Raw genomic sequence first — 19,441 nt, forward strand, 5'->3', positions numbered from 1 at the left:
GTGCGGGCGCCTTCCCGGCGCCCGCGCAGGTCCTCAGGCCGACCAGGTGTCGCGCAGGGTCACGCTGCGGTTGAACACCGGCTTGGCCTCGGTGTGGTCGCGGCGGTCGGCCACGAAGTAGCCGGTACGCTCGAACTGGAACGACTGCTCCGGCGCGGCGCTGGCCGCGGCCGGCTCGACATAGCCGGTGACGGTGCGGCGCGATTCCGGGTTGAGGTAGTCGCGGTAGGTCTTGCCTTCCGATTCGTCGTCCGGATTGGCCACCGAGAACAGGCGGTCATACAGGCGGATCTCGGCCGGCACACCGTGCACGGCGCTGACCCAATGGATGGTGCCCTTGACCTTGCGGTTGGCGCCTTCCATGCCCGGACGCGATTCCGGATCCAGCCAGCCGCGCAGCTCGGTGATGGTGCCGTCGGCATCCTTGATCACTTCATCGCAGCGGATGATGCCGGCGCCGCGCAGGCGCACTTCGCCACCGGGGACCAGGCGCTTCCAGCCCTTCGGCGGTACTTCGGCGAAGTCCTCGCGGTCGATCCACACTTCGCGTGCGAACGGTACTTCGCGGCTGCCGAAGCTCTCGTCCTTCGGGTGGTTGCTGAAGGTCAGCTGTTCTTCGTGGCCTTCCGGCAGGTTGGTCAGCACCAGCTTGACCGGATCGATCACCGCCATGCGGCGCGGCGCGGCTCTGTCCAGGTCTTCGCGCAGCGCGCCTTCCAGCACGCTGAAGTCGATCAGCGAGTTCTGCTTGCTGATGCCCACGCGCTCGGCGAACAGGCGCATCGCCGCAGGGGTATAGCCACGGCGACGCAGGCCTTGCAGGGTCGGCATGCGCGGGTCTTCCCAGCCGTCCACCAGCTGTTCGGTGACCAGCGCCATCAGCTTGCGCTTGCTCATCACCGTGTAGTTGATGTTCAGGCGCGAGAACTCGATCTGGCGCGGCTTGGCTGCTTCGCGCGGCAGGCCGGCGTCGACCAGCGGCTGGGTCAGTGCATCGTCATGGGCGAAATCGACGTTGTCCACGCACCAGTCGTACAGCGGGCGGTGGTCTTCGAATTCCAGCGTGCACAACGAGTGGGTGATGCCCTCGATCGAATCACCCAGGGCGTGGGCGAAGTCGTACATCGGGTAGATCGGCCACGCGTTGCCGGTGTTCTGGTGCTCGACGTGCTTGATGCGGTACAGCGCCGGATCGCGCAGGTTGATGTTGCCGCTGGCCATGTCGATCTTGGCGCGCAGGGTACGCGCGCCATCCGGGAATTCACCGGCCCGCATGCGGCGGAACAGGTCGAGGTTTTCCTCGACGCTGCGGTCGCGCCACGGCGACGGGCGGCCCGGCTCGGTCAGGGTGCCGCGGTAAGCGCGCACTTCCTCGGCCGACAGGTCGCAGACATAGGCCTTGCCCTGTTCGATCAGCTTCTCGGCGGCCAGGTAATAAGTCTGGAAGTAGTCCGAGGCGTGGCGCAGCTCGTTCCAGCTGAAGCCCAGCCAGCGCACGTCGTCCTGGATCGCGGCCACGTATTCCGGATCTTCCTTGGCCGGGTTGGTGTCGTCGAAACGCAGGTTGCAGACGCCGCTGAATTCACCGGCGATGCCGAAGTTCAGGCAGATCGACTTGGCGTGGCCGATGTGCAGGTAGCCGTTCGGCTCCGGCGGGAAGCGGGTCTTGATCGCCTGGTGCTTTCCGCTGGCCAGGTCCTCGCGCACGATCTGGCGGATGAAATCGCGCTTTTCGTGGCTGTCGGCGGGGGTCTCGGGGCTGGCGGGGGTGTGCTCGGACATGAGTCGGCGAAAAGAAAGGCAGAAAGACCAACAGTCTAGCGCGTACGGGGCAGGGCTGCCCGGTAGGGCTGGCCGGCGGAATGGTCACGCGCCGTCACCACCACCATTCAGCCCCCGGGCGTATGCTGGACCCCATGTCCCATGGAGCCGCCGCATGCACATCGTGTACAAGGCCGACAACCTGTTCGACGCCCACCTGGTCAAGCACGCGCTGGAAGATGCCGGCATCCCGGCCTTCGTGTTCGGCGAGTCGCTGCTGGGTGGCATGGGCGAGCTGCCGCTGTTCGGCGTGCTGCGGGTGGGCATCCCCGACGCGGCGCGGCCGCAGGCCGAGGACATCGTGGCGGCGCTGGACTTGGGCCACGCGCCGGACGCCCCCATCTCAGATGCAGACGACATAGCCGGACTTCCGGCGTAGGAGCGCATCATGTTGGGAATTGGCCAGGGCATCCTCGGCATCGGCGCCTTCAAGCAGCGCCTGCCGCGCCCGGAAGAAGCACTGCCGGGGCGTGACCAACCGCTGCCGCTGCACAGCAACCAGCACTTCGTGAACAGCCATCCGCTGAAGGACCGTTTCGCCGGCCTGCAGCAGATCCGTTTCGCGCTGGGCTGCTTCTGGGGCGCCGAGCGCAAGTTCTGGACCGAACCGGGCGTGTACAGCACCTCGGTCGGCTATGCCGGCGGCATTACCCCGAACCCGACCTATGAAGAGGTCTGCTCGGGCCTGACCGGCCACACCGAAGTGGTGCAGGTGGTGTTCGACCCGGCGGTGGTGAGCCTGGAGCGGCTGCTTCAGCTGTTCTGGGAGAGCCACGACCCGACCCAGGGCATGCGCCAGGGCAACGACACCGGCACCCAGTACCGCTCGGCGATCCACGCCACCGACGAGGCGCAGTACAAGGCAGCGCTGGTCAGCCGCGAGGCCTACCAGGCGCAGCTGGACGCGGCTGGCTACGGCCCGATCACCACCGAGATCGTGTATCCGGCGCCTGAGTATTACTACGCCGAGGATTACCACCAGCAGTACCTGGCGAAGAACCCGAACGGTTACTGCGGGATTGGTGGCACCGGCGTGAGCTGCCCGATCGGGTTGGATGTGGAGGTGCCGCGCTGACGCGCGGTGGTCCGCCTGCGGCGGGCAGAAGCTGAAAGCAACGGCCAAAGCCAAAGCCAAAGCCAAAGCCAAAGCGGCTCTGGGTTACTGTGGGTTTGGCGGGACGGGTACAGATGGCGGGACACGCCGTGAACCCATCCCTGGGGGCTCGGCCACGGCATCCATGCCGTGGACGGTCCCGCCATCTGCACCCGTCCCGCCTTCGACAGTTTCCCGGTGACGGTGGGCAACAGCATTGGGTTACTGACGAACTAATGGAAAACAAAAAGGACGCGGCGTTCGCCGCGTCCTTTTTGTTTGGTTCTGCATTGCCCTTGTAGAGCCGAGCCATGCTCGGCTCCGAGCAAGCGAAGCGCGCGACCCGCTGTTGCTCTTCTTTCCTTCTTCCGTGGCGGGCGGCCGCAGGAAACTGTCGAAGGCAGGGTGGGTAGGCCGTGCAGGGGCGTGAGCCGCATGGATGCGGCGACCGAGCTTACAGGGACGTACTTGCAGCGTCCCCTGCACGGCCTACCCACCCTGCCAACCACATGACCCGCTCTTCGCGACCAAGCCCCCCGCCACGAGGGGCTCAGCCGTTGGCCGGAATCGTCACAGTGCCGCGCGGATGCGCTCGCGCAGCGCCTGCAGATCCTTGGCAAACGCATCGATACCGGTCGCCAGCTTCTCGGTCGCCATCGGATCGGCCGCCAGATCCGCCGCGAACTTCGCTGCATCGATCGGGGTCACCGCCACGCCGTCGGCGGCACCGGCCACCAGCTTGCGCGGCAGCTCGCCGTGGTCGGCGTCCAGCTTCTCCAGCAGGTCCGGCGAAATCGTCAGGCGGTCGCAGCCGGCCAGTGCTTCGATCTGCGCGGTCGAACGGAACGAGGCACCCATCACCACCGTCGACGAACCGCGACGCTTGAATTCGGCATACACGCCACGCACGAACTTCACGCCCGGGTCTTCGTCGATGCTGGCCGGGGTCTGGCCGTTGGCCACGTACCAATCGAGGATGCGGCCGACGAACGGCGAGATCAGGAACGCGCCGGCTTCGCTGCAGGCCAGCGCCTGGGTCGGGTTGAAGATCAGGGTCAGGTTGCAGTCGATACCCTCGGCCTGCAGGATGCGCGCGGCTTCCACGCCTTCCCAGGTCGCGGCGATCTTGATCAGGATCTTCTCGCGCGGCACGCCTGCATCAGCGTACATCTGGATGAACTGGCGGGCCTTGGCCACGGTGGCGGCGGTGTCGTAAGCCTGGTCGGCATCCACTTCGGTGGACACGCGGCCCGGCACCAGCGTGCTCAGCAGCGCGCCGACGCCGATGGTCAGGCGGTCGGCCACGGCATGCACCACGGCTTCGCGGTCGCCACTCTGCTGGCGGCCCCAGGCCAGTTCGCGTTCGATCAGCTCGGCGTAGACCGGCAGGTCCAGCGCCTTCTTCACCAGGGTCGGGTTGGTGGTGCAGTCCACCGGCTGCAGGCGCTTGATGGCGTCGTAGTCACCGGTATCGGCAACGACCACGGACAGTTCGCGCAGCTGGGACAGTTTGGACGGGGTACTCATTACGGCTCCTGGTGCAGGGGGATCGAATCGCGCGCGGTGCGCAGCGGTAATCAGGGGCGGTCGTTGTGGACCGCGGTCACGCGCAGGCGCAGCTTGCGGCCGCCGGGCGCGTTCCAGTCGATGCTCTGGCCGATCGAAAGGCCGAGCAGGGCGCTGCCGACCGGGGCCAGCACGGAAACCTTGCCTTCATCGACGTTGGCTTCGCGGGGGAAGACCAGCGTCAGGACGTGCTTCTCGCCCGAGACTTCATCTTCGCACTCCACGCGCGAATGCATCATGACGATGCCTTCGGGAATCTGGTCCGGTGCCAGCACGGTGGCACGGTTGAGTTCTTCAGCAAGCGCGAGCGCGGCAGGCGTCTGGCTCAGCGCAGGGGATTCGAGCATGGCGTCCAGGCGGTCCATGTCGAAGGTGGAAACGGTGATCGACGGCGGCAGGCCGCTGGCGGTACTCATGGTGAAGCTCCTTGGTTGAAAGCCATGCAAAAGGCGGCACCTGCTGGCGCCGCCTGTCTGTATTGTGGGGACAAATGCGGCCGGAATCGACTCCTGCCGATTCCAGGCCGGTACTGCGGGGGCTCAGCCGTTCAGCGCGGGGCCGGGCAGGGCGGCAGTGTCGCCGGCGGTGTTGACCGCCTCCAGGGTGAACAGCGCCTGCGGCAGGCGCTTGAACTGGTCGGCCAGCTCCATCAGGAAGTCGTTCATGGCCGAGCTGCGGCGCCAGATCATGGCGATGCGGCGGCTGGGACGGCCTTCGCCGGTGAAATCGAGCAGGCGGATGTTGTTCGAGCGCGGGACCGGCGGTTGCACCGACAGGCTCGGCAGCAGGGTGATGCCGACGTCGGCGGCAACCATCTGCCGCAGCGTCTCCAGGCTGGTGGCGCGGAACTCGGACTTCTCGTTGGCGCCGAACAGGCGGCAGACTTCCAGTGCCTGGTCGCGCAGGCAATGCCCGTCTTCCAGCAGCAGCAGCTTCTGCGTGGCCAGTTCCTGCACGTCCAGGTGTTCGCGACGGGCCAGCGGGTGGCGCCCGGAAACAGCCAGCAGGAACGGTTCTTCGAACAGGAACTCGGCGTGCAGCTGGTCGTCGATCACCGGCAGGGCCAGCAGCGCAGCATCGAGTTTGCCTTCGCGCAGGCGGTCGAGCAGCACATCGCTCTTTTCCTCGACCAGCAGCAGTTCCAGCTCCGGGAAGCGATCGCGGATGCGCGGGATCACATGCGGCAGCAGGTACGGGCCCAGGGTCGGGAAGATCCCCAGGCGCACCGTACCGGCTTCCGGGTCGCGGCTGCGTCGCGCCGCTTCCTTCAGCTGTTCCACTTCGGACACGATCACCCGCGCCCGCGCGGCAGCCTCCTGGCCGGCCGGGGTCAGCATCACCTTGCGCGGTGCGCGTTCCACCAGCGGCAGGCCCAGCTCTTCTTCCAGCTTGCGGATCTGCGTGGACAGCGTTGGCTGGCTGACGAAGCAGGAGGCGGCAGCCCGGCCGAAATGCTTGTGGTCGGCCAGGGCTACCAGGTACTTCAGATCACGTAGGTTCATCCTTACACCCCAGGGGTAACGGACCGGCTGACGGCTTGGTTACCCGACAGGCAGACAATGTTCCCGGTGATCTGGGAACGGTGGATCAGGCAGCTTCAGCAACGGCACCGCTGCTGCTGCTCACCGACGAGCGGATCAGGTGGTCGAACGCGCTCAGTGCGGCGGTCGAACCGGCGCCCATGGCGATGATGATCTGCTTGTAGGGTACCGTCGTGCAATCGCCAGCAGCGAACACACCCGGCAGGTTGGTCTGGCCGCGGTCGTCGATGACGACCTCGCCACGCGGCGACAGCGCCACGGTGTCCTTCAGCCACTCGGTGTTGGGCAGCAGGCCGATCTGCACGAAGATGCCTTCCAGCTCGACGCGGTGGGCGTCGCCGCCGACGCGGTCCTTGTAGACCAGGCCGCTGACACGGCTGCCGTCGCCCAGCACCTCGGTGGTCTGCGCGCTGGTCAGCACGGTGACGTTGGCCAGGCTGCGCAGCTTCTTCTGCAGTACTTCATCGGCGCGCAGGCTGGAATCGAATTCCAGCAGGGTCACATGCGACACGATGCCGGCCAGGTCGATGGCCGCTTCCACACCGGAGTTGCCGCCGCCGATCACCGCCACGCGCTTGCCCTTGAACAGCGGGCCATCGCAATGCGGGCAGTAGGCCACGCCCTTGTTGCGGTACTGGTCCTCGCCCGGCACGTTCATCTGCCGCCAGCGTGCGCCGGTGGACAGGATCACCGAACGCGACTTCAGCACCGCGCCGTTCTCCAGCTGCACCTGCACCAGGCCGTCTTCACCGGCCGGCACCAGCGCGCTGGCGCGCTGCAGGTTCATGATGTCCACCTCGTACTCGCGCACGTGCTGTTCCAGCGCCGTGGCCAGCTTCGGGCCTTCGGTCTCCTTCACCGAAATGAAGTTCTCGATCGCCATGGTGTCCAGCACCTGGCCACCGAAACGCTCGGCGGCGATGCCGGTGCGGATGCCCTTGCGTGCGGCGTAGATCGCTGCTGCCGCACCAGCCGGGCCACCGCCCACCACCAGCACGTCGAAGGCGTCCTTGGCGGCGATTTTCTCGGCATCGCGCTTGCTGGCGTTGGTGTCCAGCTTGGCCACGATCTGCTCGAGGGTCATGCGGCCCTGGTCGAAGACTTCACCGTTGAGGTACACGGTCGGCACCGACATGATCTCGCGCTTCTCGACTTCGTCCTGGAACAGGGCACCATCGATGGCCACGTGCTGGATGCGCGGGTTGAGCACGGCGGCCAGGTTCAGCGCCTGCACCACGTCCGGGCAGTTCTGGCAGGACAGCGAGAAGTAGGTTTCAAACTTGTACTCGCCTTCCAGGTTCTGCACTTGCTCGATCAGCTCGGCAGTGGCCTTGGAGGGGTGGCCGCCCACCTGCAACAGCGCCAGCACCAGCGAGGTGAACTCGTGGCCCATCGGCAGGCCGGCGAAGGTCAGGTGGATGTCCTGGCCCGGGGTGCCCAGGTCGAAGGACGGCACGCGGCCCTGGCCGTCACGCAGCACCTGCAGCGAGATCTTGTCCGACAGGCTTTCCAGGGTCTGCAGCAGTTCCAGCATTTCCTGCGACTTGGCGCCGTCGTCGGCGTGCGCGGTGATCTGGATCGGGCGGGTCACGCGCTCCAGATAGGTCTTCAGCTGCGACTGCAGGTTGGCGTCCAACATCGGGTCATCTCCTGGCTTCAGGCAAACAGGGGGCGTGGCACCGCTGTAGAAGGTAGCGGACCAGCAGGGGGTAGGGGTGAACCCAAGACAGCGACCGTGGAAGGGGCTGGCTGGCCAAGGCTGGCGCGCGTTGGCTGTCTTGGGTTCACCCCCACGCCGGCGGGGGGACCGGCACGGGGATGAAAGGCGCGCCGTGGCGTGGGGCCACGGCAGGCCGGTACTGCGTTAGATCTTGCCGACCAGGTCCAGCGACGGGGTCAGGGTCTTCTCGCCTTCCTTCCACTTGGCCGGGCAGACCTGGTTCGGGTTGGCGGCGGTGAACTGGGCAGCCTTCAGCTTGCGCAGGGTCTCGGACACGTCACGGGCGATCTCGTTGGAGTGGATCTCCAGGGTCTTGATCACGCCTTCCGGGTTGATGATGAAGGTGCCGCGCAGGGCCAGGCCTTCTTCTTCAATGTGCACACCGAAGGCACGGGTCAGCTTGTGGGTCGGGTCGCCGACCAGCGGGAACTGGGCCTTGCCGACGGCCGGCGAGGTTTCGTGCCACACCTTGTGCGAGAAGTGGGTGTCGGTGGTGACGATGTAGACCTCGGCGCCGGCCTTCTTGAACTCGGCGTAATGGTCAGCCGCGTCCTCGATCTCGGTCGGGCAGTTGAAGGTGAAGGCGGCCGGCATGAAGATCAGGACGGACCACTGGCCCTTCAGGCTGGCGTCGGAAACCTTGATGAACTCGCCATTGTGGTAAGCGTTGGCTTCGAACGGCTGGATCTGGGTGTTGATCAGGGACATCGTTTTTCCTCTGGTGAAGGGGAGTGGGTGAATCGACAGGAGCTAGGTTACCGACTCGCTGGCGATAAGAACAATCCATTGATTGCATCTATTTGATAGATGGAGTCTATCAAAAGGCCATGAGCCAGCACTGAACCATGCCGCTCCCATCCTGCAACTGCTTGTGTGACAAGGAAAATCGCCCGGGATGTGTGAAGAGGGCTGATAGCCCCTCCTTATACCCTCTGGCGAAACCTGAACGGATTCCAGCTTTTTGTAGCGTCGAGCCATGCTCGACGGTGGACCTGTAGAGCCGAGCCTACGCTCGACTGTTCCAGAAGTAGCCGAGCATGGGCTCGGCTCTACAATTGAGGCATGTCTTCCCAAACCGAACCCACCCTGCGCCAGATCGTGGCCGAGGCCAGCGCCCGCCTGGGCGGCATCGACGCCCGCCACGAGGCCGAACTGCTGCTGTTGCACGTACTGGAGCGCCCGCGCAGCTGGTTGTTCGCGCACGCCACCGACCCGCTGCCGTCCACCGATCAGGCCACCTTCGAAGCACTGCTGGCCCGCCGCGTGGCCGGTGAGCCGGTGGCCTACCTGACCGGCCGCCGCGGTTTCTGGACGCTGGACCTGGAGGTCGACCCAGCCACGCTGATTCCGCGCCCGGAAACCGAGCTGCTGGTGGAACTGGCGCTCGAGCGCCTGCCGGCCAATCGCGACCTGCAGGTGGCCGACCTCGGCACCGGCAGCGGTGCGATCGCCCTGGCGCTGGCCAGCGAGCGGCCGCAGGCGCAGGTGCTGGCCACCGATGCCAGCCCGGGCGCGCTGGCCGTGGCCAAGCGCAACGCCGCGCGCCATGAACTGCGCAACGTGCGCTTCGCCGAGGGCGGGCACGACTGGTATGCGCCGCTGCAGGGCGCGCGTTTTGACCTGATTGCCAGCAACCCACCGTACATCGCCAGCGACGACCCGCACCTGGAACAGGGTGACCTGCGCTTCGAACCGGCCACCGCGCTGGCCTCGGGTCCGGATGGCCTGGATGACATCCGCCGCATCGTCGACGGTGGCCAGGCCCACCTGCTGCCTGATGGTTGGCTGCTGATCGAGCACGGTTGGGACCAGGGCGAGGCGATCCGCGCGCTGTTCGACGCGGCGGGTTTTGTCGAGGTGCAGACCGTGCAGGACCTGGAGCAGCGCGACCGCATCACCCTGGGCCGGCGTCCGGCCTAGAATGGAGGTTCTCCTGCCCCGGCAGGGCATCACCCTGGAGCTGCACGCATGCGTACGCTGTACCCCGCCATCACCCCCTACGACGTCGGCACCCTGAAGGTCGACGATCGCCACACCCTGTACTTCGAACAGTGCGGCAACCCGGACGGCAAGCCGGTGGTGATGCTGCACGGTGGCCCGGGCGGCGGCTGCAGCGACAAGATGCGCCAGTTCCACGACCCGTCCAAGTACCGCATCATCCTGTTCGACCAGCGCGGTGCCGGCCGTTCCACCCCGCACGCGGATCTGGTGGACAACACCACCTGGGACCTCGTTGCCGATATCGAGAAGCTGCGCGAACACCTCAAGGTCGATCGCTGGCAGGTGTTCGGTGGCAGCTGGGGCTCGACCCTGGCCCTGGCCTACGCCGAAACCCACCCGCAGCGTGTGACCGAACTGGTCCTGCGCGGCATCTTCATGCTGCGTCGCTGGGAGCTGGAATGGTTCTACCAGGAAGGCGCCAACCGCCTGTTCCCGGATGCGTGGGAGCACTACCTGAAGCCGATTCCGTCGGTGGAGCGTCATGACCTGATCTCGGCCTTCCACCGCCGCCTGACCAGCGACGACGAAACCACCCGCCTGGAAGCGGCCAAGGCGTGGGCGGTGTGGGAAGGCGCGACCAGCTTCCTGCATGTCGATGATGACTTCATCAACAGCCACGAAGACCCGCATTTCGCGCTGGCGTTTGCCCGCATCGAGAACCACTACTTCGTCAACGGCGGCTTCTTCGAAGTGGAAGACCAGCTGCTGCGCGACGCGCACCGCATCGCCGATATTCCGGGCGTGATCGTGCACGGCCGCTACGACGTGGTCTGCCCGCTGGCCAACGCCTGGGACCTGACCAAGGTATGGCCGAAGGCGAAGCTGGAAATCACCCCGGCCTCGGGTCATTCGGCGTTCGAAGCCGAGAACGTGGATGCGCTGGTACGCGCCACCGATAGCTTTGCCTGATCGGTAGTGCCGGCCGCTGGCCGGCAACCGGGAAAGGGTTGGATCGCGCAGACGCCGGCCAGCGGCCGGCGCTACCAGTCCCCGGCCAACAACGCGTCGGCCAGCACCTGAAGCTTCGGCGAATGCTGGCGCGACGGCGGGTAGATCAACGACAGTTCGCGGCTGCGGCCCTCGAAGGGCTGCAGCACGCGCTGCAGGCGGCCGTCGGCCAACGCATCGGCCACCGCGAAATCCATCACCTGCACGATGCCGATACCGGCGATGGCCGCTTCCACCAGCGGATCGCCGCTGTCGAACACCATCCGCGTCGGTGGTGTGACCTCACGCAGTTGCCCGTCCTGCAGAAACTGCCAGTCCACCAGCCGGCCACTGCGCAGGTTGCGCACCGCCAGGCAGGCGTGATCCTGCAGCGAGGCTACATCGCCCGGTGCGCCACAGCGGGCCAGATAGGCGGGGCTGGCCACCGTCACCCAGCGCAGCGGCCGCAAGGGCCGCGCGACGATGCGCTGATCGGCGATGACGCCGGTGCGCAGCGCGGCATCGAAACCTTCTTCAACCAGATCGACCAGGCGGTCGCTGAGCACGGCTTCCACCTGCAGCTGCGGATGCTGTTGCAGCAACGGCGCCAGCATCGGCACCAGCACCTTGCGCCCGAACATCGACGGCGCACTGATCTTCAACGTGCCCGAGGGCGTGCACGGGCGGTCGGCCAGTTGCCGCTCGGCATCGTCCAGGCCGGCCAGCAGGGGGGCCACCTGTTCCACGAACTGGCGGCCATCCGGGGTCAGCGCCACGTTGCGGGTATTCCGCTGCAGCAGCTTCACCCCCAGCGTGGCCTCCAGCCGGCCGATCGCGCGGGACAGGCCGGACTGGCTCAGGCCGAGCTGGCCGGCGGCCACCGTGAAGCTGCGTGCTTCGGCGACCTGCACCAGCATGCGCACCGCATTGAGGTCCATCGAGGCTGCATTCATGCTGAAAATCATGACAGATATGGGCGGCAGGGGGTTTATTGAGTTGTCCGCATCAATGAGACTGCGCTCCCCCCACCGCTCCAACCCGCCGATGCCTCCCCTCAAATACCCGCGCTGGGCGCTGACCCTGCTGGCCACCGCGCAGCTGATCATCGCCCTGGACGCCACCATCATCTTCGTCGCCCTGCACGACATGGGCCGCGCGCTGCAGATCAATGCGCAGCAGCTGCAATGGGTGGTCAGTGCCTACACCGTCGCCTTCGGCGGCAGCCTGCTGCTGGGGGGCCGTGCCGCCGACCTGGTCGGCCGCCGCCGTTTCTACCGGCTGGGCATGCTGCTGTTCGCACTGGCCTCGCTGCTTGGTGCGCTGGCGCCGAGTGCGACCCTGCTGATCATCGCGCGTGCCGCACAGGGCGTCGGTGCGGCGCTGCTGTTCCCGGCTACGCTGGCATTGATCAACACGCTGTACGCCGAAGGCCCGGTGCGCAACCGCGCGCTGGCGATCTGGAGCATGGCCAGCGCTGTCGGCCTGGCGCTGGGCACGCTTCTGGGTGGCGTATTGACCCAGGCATTCGGCTGGCCGGCGGTGCTGGCGGTGATCGTGCCGTTGGCCACCGCCTGCGCCGTCGCCGCCGGTGCTTGGCTGCCGGCCGATGGTCCCCGAGTGCAGGGGCGCTCGTTCGACCTGGCCGGCTGCCTCACCGTCACCGCCGGCGGCAGCCTGCTGGTTACCACCCTGGTGCAAGGGCCGGAGTGGGGCTGGACGGCGCCGGCCACGCTCATCTGCCTGCTGCTTTCAGCGGTACTGCTGACCGTGTTCGTGCAGATTGAGAAGCGCAGCCGTGATCCGCTGATGCAGTTTTCGCTGCTGCGCCTGCCCGGCCTGCGCGCGGCACTGGGCCTGACCTTTGCCTTCATGAGCAGCTACGGCGTGCAGTACTACTTCCTGGCGCTGTACTTCCAGGATGGCTATGGCTGGAGCCCGCTGCAGGCTGGCATGGCGTTCCTGCTGCCGACGCTGGTGTGCACCTTCGGCATCCGTATTGCCGAACGCATGCTGCGGCGCCGTTCGCCACGGCAGGTGCTGGCCCGGGGCTTCGCCGCCGGTGCCATCGGCATCGCCGCGGTGGCGCTGGCAATGCCGCATGGCGCCGGCTACTGGCCGCTGCTGCCGGGCATCGTGGTGCTCAGCATCGGCCAGGGCATGAGCTGGACGGCGATGTGGATCGTGGCCGGGCAGGGGGTGCCGGGACCGCAGCAAGGTGTCGCGTCCGGCATGGCGGCCACCGCCCAGCAGATCGGCGGCGCCTTGGGATTGGCGGTACTGGTGATGATCGCCAACGCCGCGCGCGGCACGCAGGCAGCAACCAGTCCCGATGCCCTGCAGGGCATGGTCAATGCACAGTACGGCGCCGCGCTGTTCGCCGCGCTCGGCGTGGTGATCGCGCTGGGCCTACGCCCGGCGCCGGTAGACTCGGCAGCGACCGCCTGCCTGAGCACCGACGCATGATCGAACTGCTGGACCTGCGACAGACCCTGCATGCCTTCGCCGCCTGCAACGATGATGATGAGGTGTGGAACGCCTTCGGCTGGGTGATGGCCAGCGACGAGGACCTGCTGGCGGCACGGCTGTGGTTGCCGTCATCCAGTGATGAAGCGCTGGATGACGATGGCGAGCGATCGGCCGCTTCGGCAGCGATGGGGCTGTTCCCGTATCTGGAACCGGCTACGTTTGCCGACGTGCTGGATGTGCAGAAGCGGCAACGCCCGCTGTCGTCGCTGCAGGACTACGCACAGGCGCTGGCGTACTACGCCGAGTACGACGCGTTCCAGCAGGTCGAGGGTATCGACGAGGCCCTGGGCGAAGCGGAAGCTGCGGAACAGGCGGCTGCACGCGAGGCGGGTGTGGGCACAGGCATCTTCGCGTCCTTCGATATGGCATTGAACGCGTGCCCGGAGGCGCAGATCAAAGCGGCGGCGCAGCGCGTGGCGCGCCTTCTGGAGATCCCGGTGGGCGAGGCGTTGGCGTGCTGCCGCGCGTTGCCGCTGGTGCTGGGTAAAGCGCTGGATCGTCGCCGCGCGCAGGCGTTCAAGGATGATTTCACCGCCGTCGGCGCAACGCTGCAGGTTCAGGGTTTCAAACCGTTCCCGTGGATGGACGCGCCTACGCTGCGGTAGCGCCGGGCCATGCCCGGCGGCATTCCGTTGCGCCGCCGCGATGCGGCTCGCCGGGCGTGGCCCGGCGCTACCGAGCTTCGGTCGGGTGGATGACGTTCAATCGAACGCCAGCAACTGCGGCTGCAACGCGTTGAAGATCCGCGCCAGCCGCTCCGCCCACGCCTGCTGCCCGGCCACATCGGCAATCAGGTCCTGGCGGATTTCCAGTTCCACGTGTACCAGCCCACGGCCTTCGCCATGCACCGGCACCGCGTAGTCGCTGGTACTGCTGACCGAATACGGTTCGTTGTCACCCACCACCAGGTCGCCTTCGTCGCGTAGTGCCTGCAGCAGGGCATGGGCAAAGCGCGTGTCCTGGTGGTACAGCACGCCAGCATGCCACGGCCGCTGCGCGCCGTTCATCGCCGGGGTGAAGCTGTGCATCATCACCAGCAGCGTGGGGCGGCCGGCATCACGGCGTGCATCAAGCTCGGCGTCGATGCGCGCATGGTAGGGCGCATGGATCGCATCGATACGCTGCTGCCGCTGCGCCGCCGACAACCCGGCATTGCCCGGCACCACGGTGTGGTCGCTCACTTCCGGAATCAGCGTCGGCGAGGCCAGCGGACGGTTGCAGTCGATCAGCAGGCGCGAATAGGTCTGTTCGATCGCCCAGGCGTCCAGCCGTTCGGCCAGTGCGCGGGTGGTGCCGGCAATGCCGATGTCCCAGCCGATATGGCGGTCCAGCTCGGCCTGCGCCAGGCCAAGGCCTTCCAATGCTCGCGGCACCTGCTGGCCGGCGTGGTCGGCCAGCAGCAGGTACGGCGACGCGCCCTGCGCCCGGTGGATCGCGTAGATTGCCGGATCATCGGCGCCCAGCAGCGCCGGCAGCGCATGCAGGTCGGCGTCAGCCACGCGGGCGTCCGTCCAGGTGATGCTCGATCATCCACAGCCCGGCCCAGAGCTTGGCGTCCAGCTCGTAGCCTTCGCCCATCTTCTGTACCAGCCAGGCCGCAGCCTCACTGCGCGGAATCTCGTGCACGGTGATGTCCTCGCTGTCATCGCCGCCGCCTTCGCCGATCCGGCGCAGGCCGGTAGCGCGCACGAAGGCGATCTTCTCGCTGCTGGCGCCGGAAGATGTCGGGCCGATCATCAGCACTTCGGCGTGGTCGGCGGTCCAGCCGGTTTCTTCTTCCAGCTCGCGAACGGCCGAAACTTCGATTGATTCGCCGGCGTGGATGTCGCCGACCAGGCCGGCCGGCATCTCGATGGTGGGGGCCTGCAGCGGCACGCGGAACTGCTCGACGAACAGCACTTTGTCCTCGGGGGTGACGGCGATGATGATCGCTGCCAGGCCGCCGGCATGGGTGCGTTCGCTGTACTCCCAGGTGCCGCGCACCAGCATGCGCTGGTACTTGCCTTCATAGACGACACGCGGGGCTTCGGTGTTGCGCTGGCTCATGCGGGCTCGCTGTGGGTGGGAAGAATGTCGGGTACGCCGGCGGCATCGAACAGCCGACGGCGGGTCATCGGGCCGAAGCGCAGGGCCTGGCACAGGCCACCGAGCAGCTCCGGGTCGGCCGCCTGGCGCAGCAGGCCGGGCTGGCTGCCTTCCAGAGGTGCGTCCAGCGCGATGGTGGTCAGCTGGCGCCAGAGCAGGGCGTGCTCGCGCTGTTCGCGCAGGCGCACGGCCATCTGCGCGGCACCGCGCAGGCGCAGGAACGGCACTTCGTCCAGGCGTTCGTACAGCGCATCCATGCTGCCGAAATGGGCCAGCAGCACGGCGGCGGACTTGCTGCCGACACCACTGACGCCGGGAATGTTGTCCACCGCATCGCCGCACAGTGCCAGGTAGTCGGCAATCTGGTGAGCGTGCACGCCGTGCCGTGCCTTCACCCCGGCCACGTCCCAGCGCTGGTTGCGTGCGTAGTCCCACTGCTCGTCGTGATCCAGCAGCAGCTGCGAGAGGTCCTTGTCGGCGGAAATGATCACCCCGCGGTGGCTGCCACGGTGGACGTGCAGCGCGCTGCCGATCAGGTCATCGGCCTCGTATTCGTGGTGGGCCAGCACTGCAAGGCCCAACGCCGCGCACAGCGCCTTGCAGTGCACGAACTGGCGCTTGAGCGCCTCCGGCGCCGGGTCGCGGTTGGCCTTGTAGGCCGGATACAGGCGGTGGCGGAAGCCACTGTCCAGTGCTTCGTCGAAGGCGATGGCGATGTGCCGCGGGCGCTCGCGCTCGAGCAGGTCCAGCAGGAAGCGGGCGAAGCCGTGCACCGCGTTGGTCGGCCAGCCCTGCGCGTCCTGGAACTGGTCCGGCAGCGAGTGCCAGGCGCGGAACACGTAGATGCTGGCGTCGACCAGGTACAGCGAGGGCGGCGCTGCCGGCAGGCTCATGCTGGCGGCGTCCAGTCACGCAGCAGGGCCGCCGGATCGGGGCGCTCGCGTTCGGGGACGGCGGCCTTCGGCGTGCCGATATGGATGAAACCGGCGATGCCTTCGCCCTCGGACAGCCCCAGATAGGCCTGCACGGCCGGGTCGAAGGCCATCCATGCGGTCAGCCACTGCGCACCGAAGCCCAGCGCCTGCGCGGCCTGCAGCAGGGCGAAGCAGACGCAGCCGGCGGTCATCAGCTGTTCCTGTTCGGGCACTTTCGGGTCCGGACGCGGACTGGCCACCACCACGATCACCAGCGGCGCATGGCTGAAACGCTGGCGGTCCTTTTCGAATACCGCCTCACCGGCATGCGGGTCGCGCTGGCGGCTGCGCTCGGCCAGGAAGTCGCCCAGAGTGTGACGTGCATCGCCGGCGATTTTCAGGAAGCGGAACGGTACGCGCTTGCCGTGGTCGGGCACGCGCACGGCCGAGGCCAGCATGCGCTGCAGGGTGGCCGGATCCGGTCCGGGCTCGCCCAGTTGCCGCAAGGGCACCGAGCGGCGGGCATCCAGGGCAAGCAGGGCAGCGGGGTCGGGCATGGAATCTGAACCGGTCATCACGGGTGTTTGATTATAGTCGGGGTGGTCAATGACGCCGTCTGTGTCGCGTCTCGCCCCTGAATATCAAACTGTGATGAACATCATGCCACTGGCGGGAAAGGGACGACCGCTTCCTCTCGCCTCGTGGGCCTCGCACGGCTTACGATATCTATCTTGCCGGGCCGCCGGTCATGAGGTTTGAAGTGAGGACTGTTTCACTGTCCGTGACGGGCTGGCCGGCCTACCATCGACGTACCGGTACATGGGGTGTGCCGGTCGTCGCGATGTCCATGCTGTCTGTCGTATCAGAGAAGGTGGGGAGCCTTCCCGAATGATGAGCGCGCCCACACCGATGGGATCGCCGGGCCGTGACCCGGTCCAGCTTCAGCGTGCCCGGGACATGGTCCTGCCGGCGCTGTGCCAGGCTTTCGGGGCCGCACTGGCGCGTTTCGACGATGCACTGTTCGACCGGGCCGGCAATGCAGGCTCGTCGCAGCTGCTGTTCCTGGATGCGATGCGCGAGCTGCGCCGCCGCCGTGAGGACATCGCCGCCGCCTTTGCCGGCCACCTGCAGCGGGCCTGGGATGCACTGGCCAGTGGCGAGCCGCTGTCGGCCGAAGCCACCCTGTCCGGACCGGCCGAGGATGGCCTGAGCCTGCTGGCTGAACATGTACTGGAGTCGCGGCTGGCGGTGCGCAATTTCGCCACCGTGCTGCTGCGCGACTTCAAGCCGGCGCTGGCGCGGCTGGACCGGCGCCTGGGCCGCTTGATCGGCGGCGCCGAGCTGGATGCCGACCACAATCCGGTCAGCCCCGAGCACCTGGGTGTGGCCATCCATGAGGCCTTTGCCGGCTGCGAGCTGGCGCCGGAAGTGCACCTGGTGCTGATCAAGCTGTGCGAACGCGACCTGCGCGCGCCGGTGGGCCGCATCTACGAGAAGCTGGACGAGCAGCTGGCCGCCGCTGGCGTGATGTCGCAGATGGGGGCGCCGCGGCGTCCGCTGTCGGCCGCGCCCGACCCGCGCATGGCGCCGGGGGCGGACGATCTGGTCGAGCCGCGCCACGCGGCGGGCTTCGAATCCGAATTCAGCGATGATGAACAGGCCGCGCCAGCCTGGGCGCAGCGGTTCGCCGCGCGCTGGTCCGAGCGCCGTGGCCACATGCAGCAGCACCTCGGGGGCGAGGATGCCGGCAGCGGCGAGGCGTATGCCGGCCAGCAGGGGATGTTGCTGGAGGCCCTGCATGAGCTGCTGCAGCAGACCCGCCACGTTCGCGAGGACGCCACCTCGGCCGCGCAGGTCGCGGTTGGCCAGCACCGCCCGTTGAGCCAGCGCGAGATGATGTCGGTGCTGTCGCTGCTGCAGGCCACGCCCAGTGCGACGCTGCGTGCGGCCATCGGCGAGGACGGCGAATCGTTGGCGCAGCGATTGAAGAGTGAAGTGCTGTCCAGCGCCACCCGTCTTGGCGTCGATCCCGGCCAGACCCGGCTGGACCCGCAGGACGAGGATGCGATTGATCTGGTCGGCATGCTGTTCGACGTGATGCTGGACGAACGCGAGCTGGAAGGCCGCTCACGCGAGTTGATCGGCCGCCTGGTGGTGCCCTTCGTCAAGGTGGCGATGCTCGACCGCCGCATGTTCGTGCAGAAGACCCACCCGGCACGCAAGCTGCTCAACTCGCTGGCCGAAGCCTGCGAAGGCAATACCGGCGAAAGCCAGGCCGAGCGCATGCTGATGGCCAAGGTCGAGGAGATCATCGAACGGCTGGTGGCCGAGTTCAACGAGAACCTGGCGATCTTCCTGACCCTGGAAGAAGAATTCCGCGAGTTCCTCGTGCAGCATCGCCGCCGCGTGGAAATCGCCGAGCGTCGCGCCGCCGAAACGCAGCGCGGCCAGGAAAAGCTGGAAATGGCCCGCAGCCGTGCCGGTGCCGAACTGGACCGCCGCATCGGCGATGCCACCCTGCCGCCGGCCATCGCCGAGTTCCTGCGCCAGCCGTGGCAGCACCACCTGACCCTGGCGCTGCTGCGCGAGGGCGAGGAGGGCGCGTCGGTGGCCGAGGCACTGAGCCTGGCTGACGGCCTGCTGGAGGAAGTGGCCGAGGCCCGCCGCCAGATCGTCGGCAAGCCGTGGCTGCAGGCCTGGCAGCCGGTGCTGGCCAAGGTATTTGCCAGTGTCGGCGTGCACGGCGATGCCGCCACCGGTGCCATCGACGCCTTGCATGACACCCTGCAGGGCATTGCTGAATCGCGCCCGGAACTGCAGCGCGCGCTGCCGGAACTGCCGCAGGTTGCCTTGCCGGCGCCGCCGGTGGCTGAATCGCCCGCGGTCGAGCTGGGCGGGCAGATCGACGCCGACGATTTCGACAACGCCGACGCCGACCGCTTCCGCCGCATGGAAATCGGCAACTGGCTGGACTTCGTCGACAAGGACGGCAAGGTGCAGGCCGGCAAGCTGTCCTGGGTCAGCCCGATCTCCTCGCGCCTGCTGTTCGTCAACCGCCGCGGCGTGCGCTTCTGCGTGGCCTCGCCGGAGGAACTGGCGGTGATGGTGCGGCTGGGCCGGCTGCGCGCCCACGTCGACGATGGCGCCTTCGACAGCGCGATGCAGGGCGTGATCGATCGGCTGGACCCAGGCAGCGCCACCCTGCACTGAGCGGTGGCTGCCTGCTAGGATCGGGAAAACTCACCGA

Annotated in this window: 18 protein-coding genes; 7 read left to right on the forward strand and 11 right to left on the reverse strand. The window is 67.3% G+C overall.

Going from position 1 to position 19,441, the window contains the following annotated elements:
* Positions 1 to 33: 33 nt before the first annotated feature.
* Positions 34 to 1,782: a glutamine--tRNA ligase/YqeY domain fusion protein gene (locus N5D20_RS00745; RefSeq protein WP_010481811.1), complete on the reverse strand. Its 1,749-nt coding sequence runs from the start codon at positions 1,780 to 1,782 to the stop codon at positions 34 to 36.
* Positions 1,783 to 1,936: 154 nt separating this feature from the next.
* Between N5D20_RS00745 and N5D20_RS00750 the strand changes: the two genes are divergently transcribed.
* The gene (locus N5D20_RS00750) at positions 1,937 to 2,200 is read left to right on the forward strand and encodes a DUF2007 domain-containing protein (RefSeq protein ID WP_010481810.1); all 264 of its coding nucleotides are present in this window, start codon (positions 1,937 to 1,939) and stop codon (positions 2,198 to 2,200) included.
* A 30-nt stretch (positions 2,201 to 2,230) separates the two neighbouring features.
* On the forward strand, positions 2,231 to 2,896 hold the full coding sequence (msrA, locus tag N5D20_RS00755; RefSeq protein WP_049411663.1) for a peptide-methionine (S)-S-oxide reductase MsrA: 666 nt from the start codon (positions 2,231 to 2,233) through the stop codon (positions 2,894 to 2,896).
* A gap of 588 nt (positions 2,897 to 3,484) precedes the next feature.
* Here the strand turns inward: msrA and N5D20_RS00760 are convergent.
* The 5 genes from N5D20_RS00760 to ahpC form a co-directional block, all read right to left on the reverse strand.
* A complete protein-coding gene (locus N5D20_RS00760) occupies positions 3,485 to 4,441 on the reverse strand; it encodes a transaldolase (RefSeq protein ID WP_279915050.1) in 957 nt (318 codons plus the stop codon).
* A 50-nt stretch (positions 4,442 to 4,491) separates the two neighbouring features.
* The gene (gene rnk / locus N5D20_RS00765; RefSeq protein ID WP_005408156.1) at positions 4,492 to 4,896 is read right to left on the reverse strand and encodes a nucleoside diphosphate kinase regulator; all 405 of its coding nucleotides are present in this window, start codon (positions 4,894 to 4,896) and stop codon (positions 4,492 to 4,494) included.
* A gap of 123 nt (positions 4,897 to 5,019) precedes the next feature.
* Complete coding sequence (locus N5D20_RS00770) at positions 5,020 to 5,982, reverse strand: LysR substrate-binding domain-containing protein (protein ID WP_010481807.1); 963 nt, start codon at positions 5,980 to 5,982, stop codon at positions 5,020 to 5,022.
* A gap of 85 nt (positions 5,983 to 6,067) precedes the next feature.
* Entirely contained in the window at positions 6,068 to 7,660 is a 1,593-nt protein-coding gene (gene ahpF, locus N5D20_RS00775) for an alkyl hydroperoxide reductase subunit F (protein WP_279915051.1), read from the reverse strand.
* Positions 7,661 to 7,885: 225 nt separating this feature from the next.
* Positions 7,886 to 8,449, reverse strand: a complete 564-nt coding sequence (ahpC, locus tag N5D20_RS00780; protein WP_279915052.1) for an alkyl hydroperoxide reductase subunit C — start codon at positions 8,447 to 8,449, stop codon at positions 7,886 to 7,888.
* Positions 8,450 to 8,803: 354 nt separating this feature from the next.
* On the opposite strand from ahpC, the gene prmC reads away from it, so the two are divergent.
* Positions 8,804 to 9,661 (forward strand): peptide chain release factor N(5)-glutamine methyltransferase, encoded by an 858-nt coding sequence (gene prmC, locus N5D20_RS00785; RefSeq protein WP_279915053.1) that lies wholly within the window; start codon positions 8,804 to 8,806, stop codon positions 9,659 to 9,661.
* A gap of 48 nt (positions 9,662 to 9,709) precedes the next feature.
* The gene (pip, locus tag N5D20_RS00790) at positions 9,710 to 10,651 is read left to right on the forward strand and encodes a prolyl aminopeptidase (RefSeq protein WP_014646006.1); all 942 of its coding nucleotides are present in this window, start codon (positions 9,710 to 9,712) and stop codon (positions 10,649 to 10,651) included.
* A 71-nt stretch (positions 10,652 to 10,722) separates the two neighbouring features.
* Here pip and N5D20_RS00795 read toward each other — a convergent pair whose 3' ends face one another.
* Positions 10,723 to 11,607, reverse strand: a complete 885-nt coding sequence (locus N5D20_RS00795) for a LysR family transcriptional regulator (RefSeq protein ID WP_019337039.1) — start codon at positions 11,605 to 11,607, stop codon at positions 10,723 to 10,725.
* Positions 11,608 to 11,713: 106 nt separating this feature from the next.
* On the opposite strand from N5D20_RS00795, the gene N5D20_RS00800 reads away from it, so the two are divergent.
* Entirely contained in the window at positions 11,714 to 13,132 is a 1,419-nt protein-coding gene (locus N5D20_RS00800; RefSeq protein WP_279915054.1) for an MFS transporter, read from the forward strand.
* Positions 13,129 to 13,800: a hypothetical protein gene (locus N5D20_RS00805; RefSeq protein WP_197654809.1), complete on the forward strand. Its 672-nt coding sequence runs from the start codon at positions 13,129 to 13,131 to the stop codon at positions 13,798 to 13,800. The genes N5D20_RS00800 and N5D20_RS00805 overlap by 4 nt, the downstream gene beginning before the upstream one ends.
* Positions 13,801 to 13,896: 96 nt before the next feature.
* Here N5D20_RS00805 and N5D20_RS00810 read toward each other — a convergent pair whose 3' ends face one another.
* The 4 genes from N5D20_RS00810 to N5D20_RS00825 are packed head-to-tail and all read right to left on the reverse strand — an operon-like array spanning position 13,897 to position 16,751.
* Positions 13,897 to 14,694: an N-formylglutamate amidohydrolase gene (locus N5D20_RS00810; RefSeq protein ID WP_279915055.1), complete on the reverse strand. Its 798-nt coding sequence runs from the start codon at positions 14,692 to 14,694 to the stop codon at positions 13,897 to 13,899.
* Positions 14,687 to 15,241 carry an NUDIX hydrolase gene (locus tag N5D20_RS00815; RefSeq protein WP_010481791.1) on the reverse strand — a complete coding sequence of 185 codons (555 nt, stop codon included), beginning with the start codon at positions 15,239 to 15,241 and terminating at the stop codon, positions 14,687 to 14,689. The genes N5D20_RS00810 and N5D20_RS00815 overlap by 8 nt, the downstream gene beginning before the upstream one ends.
* Positions 15,238 to 16,173: a 5'-3' exonuclease H3TH domain-containing protein gene (locus N5D20_RS00820; protein ID WP_019338109.1), complete on the reverse strand. Its 936-nt coding sequence runs from the start codon at positions 16,171 to 16,173 to the stop codon at positions 15,238 to 15,240. The genes N5D20_RS00815 and N5D20_RS00820 overlap by 4 nt, the downstream gene beginning before the upstream one ends.
* Positions 16,170 to 16,751 (reverse strand): nitroreductase, encoded by a 582-nt coding sequence (locus N5D20_RS00825; protein WP_279915056.1) that lies wholly within the window; start codon positions 16,749 to 16,751, stop codon positions 16,170 to 16,172. Before N5D20_RS00825 ends, N5D20_RS00820 begins: the two co-directional genes overlap by 4 nt.
* A 331-nt stretch (positions 16,752 to 17,082) precedes the next feature.
* Between N5D20_RS00825 and N5D20_RS00830 the strand changes: the two genes are divergently transcribed.
* Positions 17,083 to 19,404 (forward strand): DUF1631 domain-containing protein, encoded by a 2,322-nt coding sequence (locus tag N5D20_RS00830; protein ID WP_279915057.1) that lies wholly within the window; start codon positions 17,083 to 17,085, stop codon positions 19,402 to 19,404.
* Positions 19,405 to 19,441 lie beyond the last annotated feature (37 nt).

It is taken from the genome of Stenotrophomonas sp. GD03877 (assembly GCF_029840555.1).
In the GTDB taxonomy this organism is placed as follows: Bacteria; Pseudomonadota; Gammaproteobacteria; order Xanthomonadales; family Xanthomonadaceae; genus Stenotrophomonas; species Stenotrophomonas geniculata.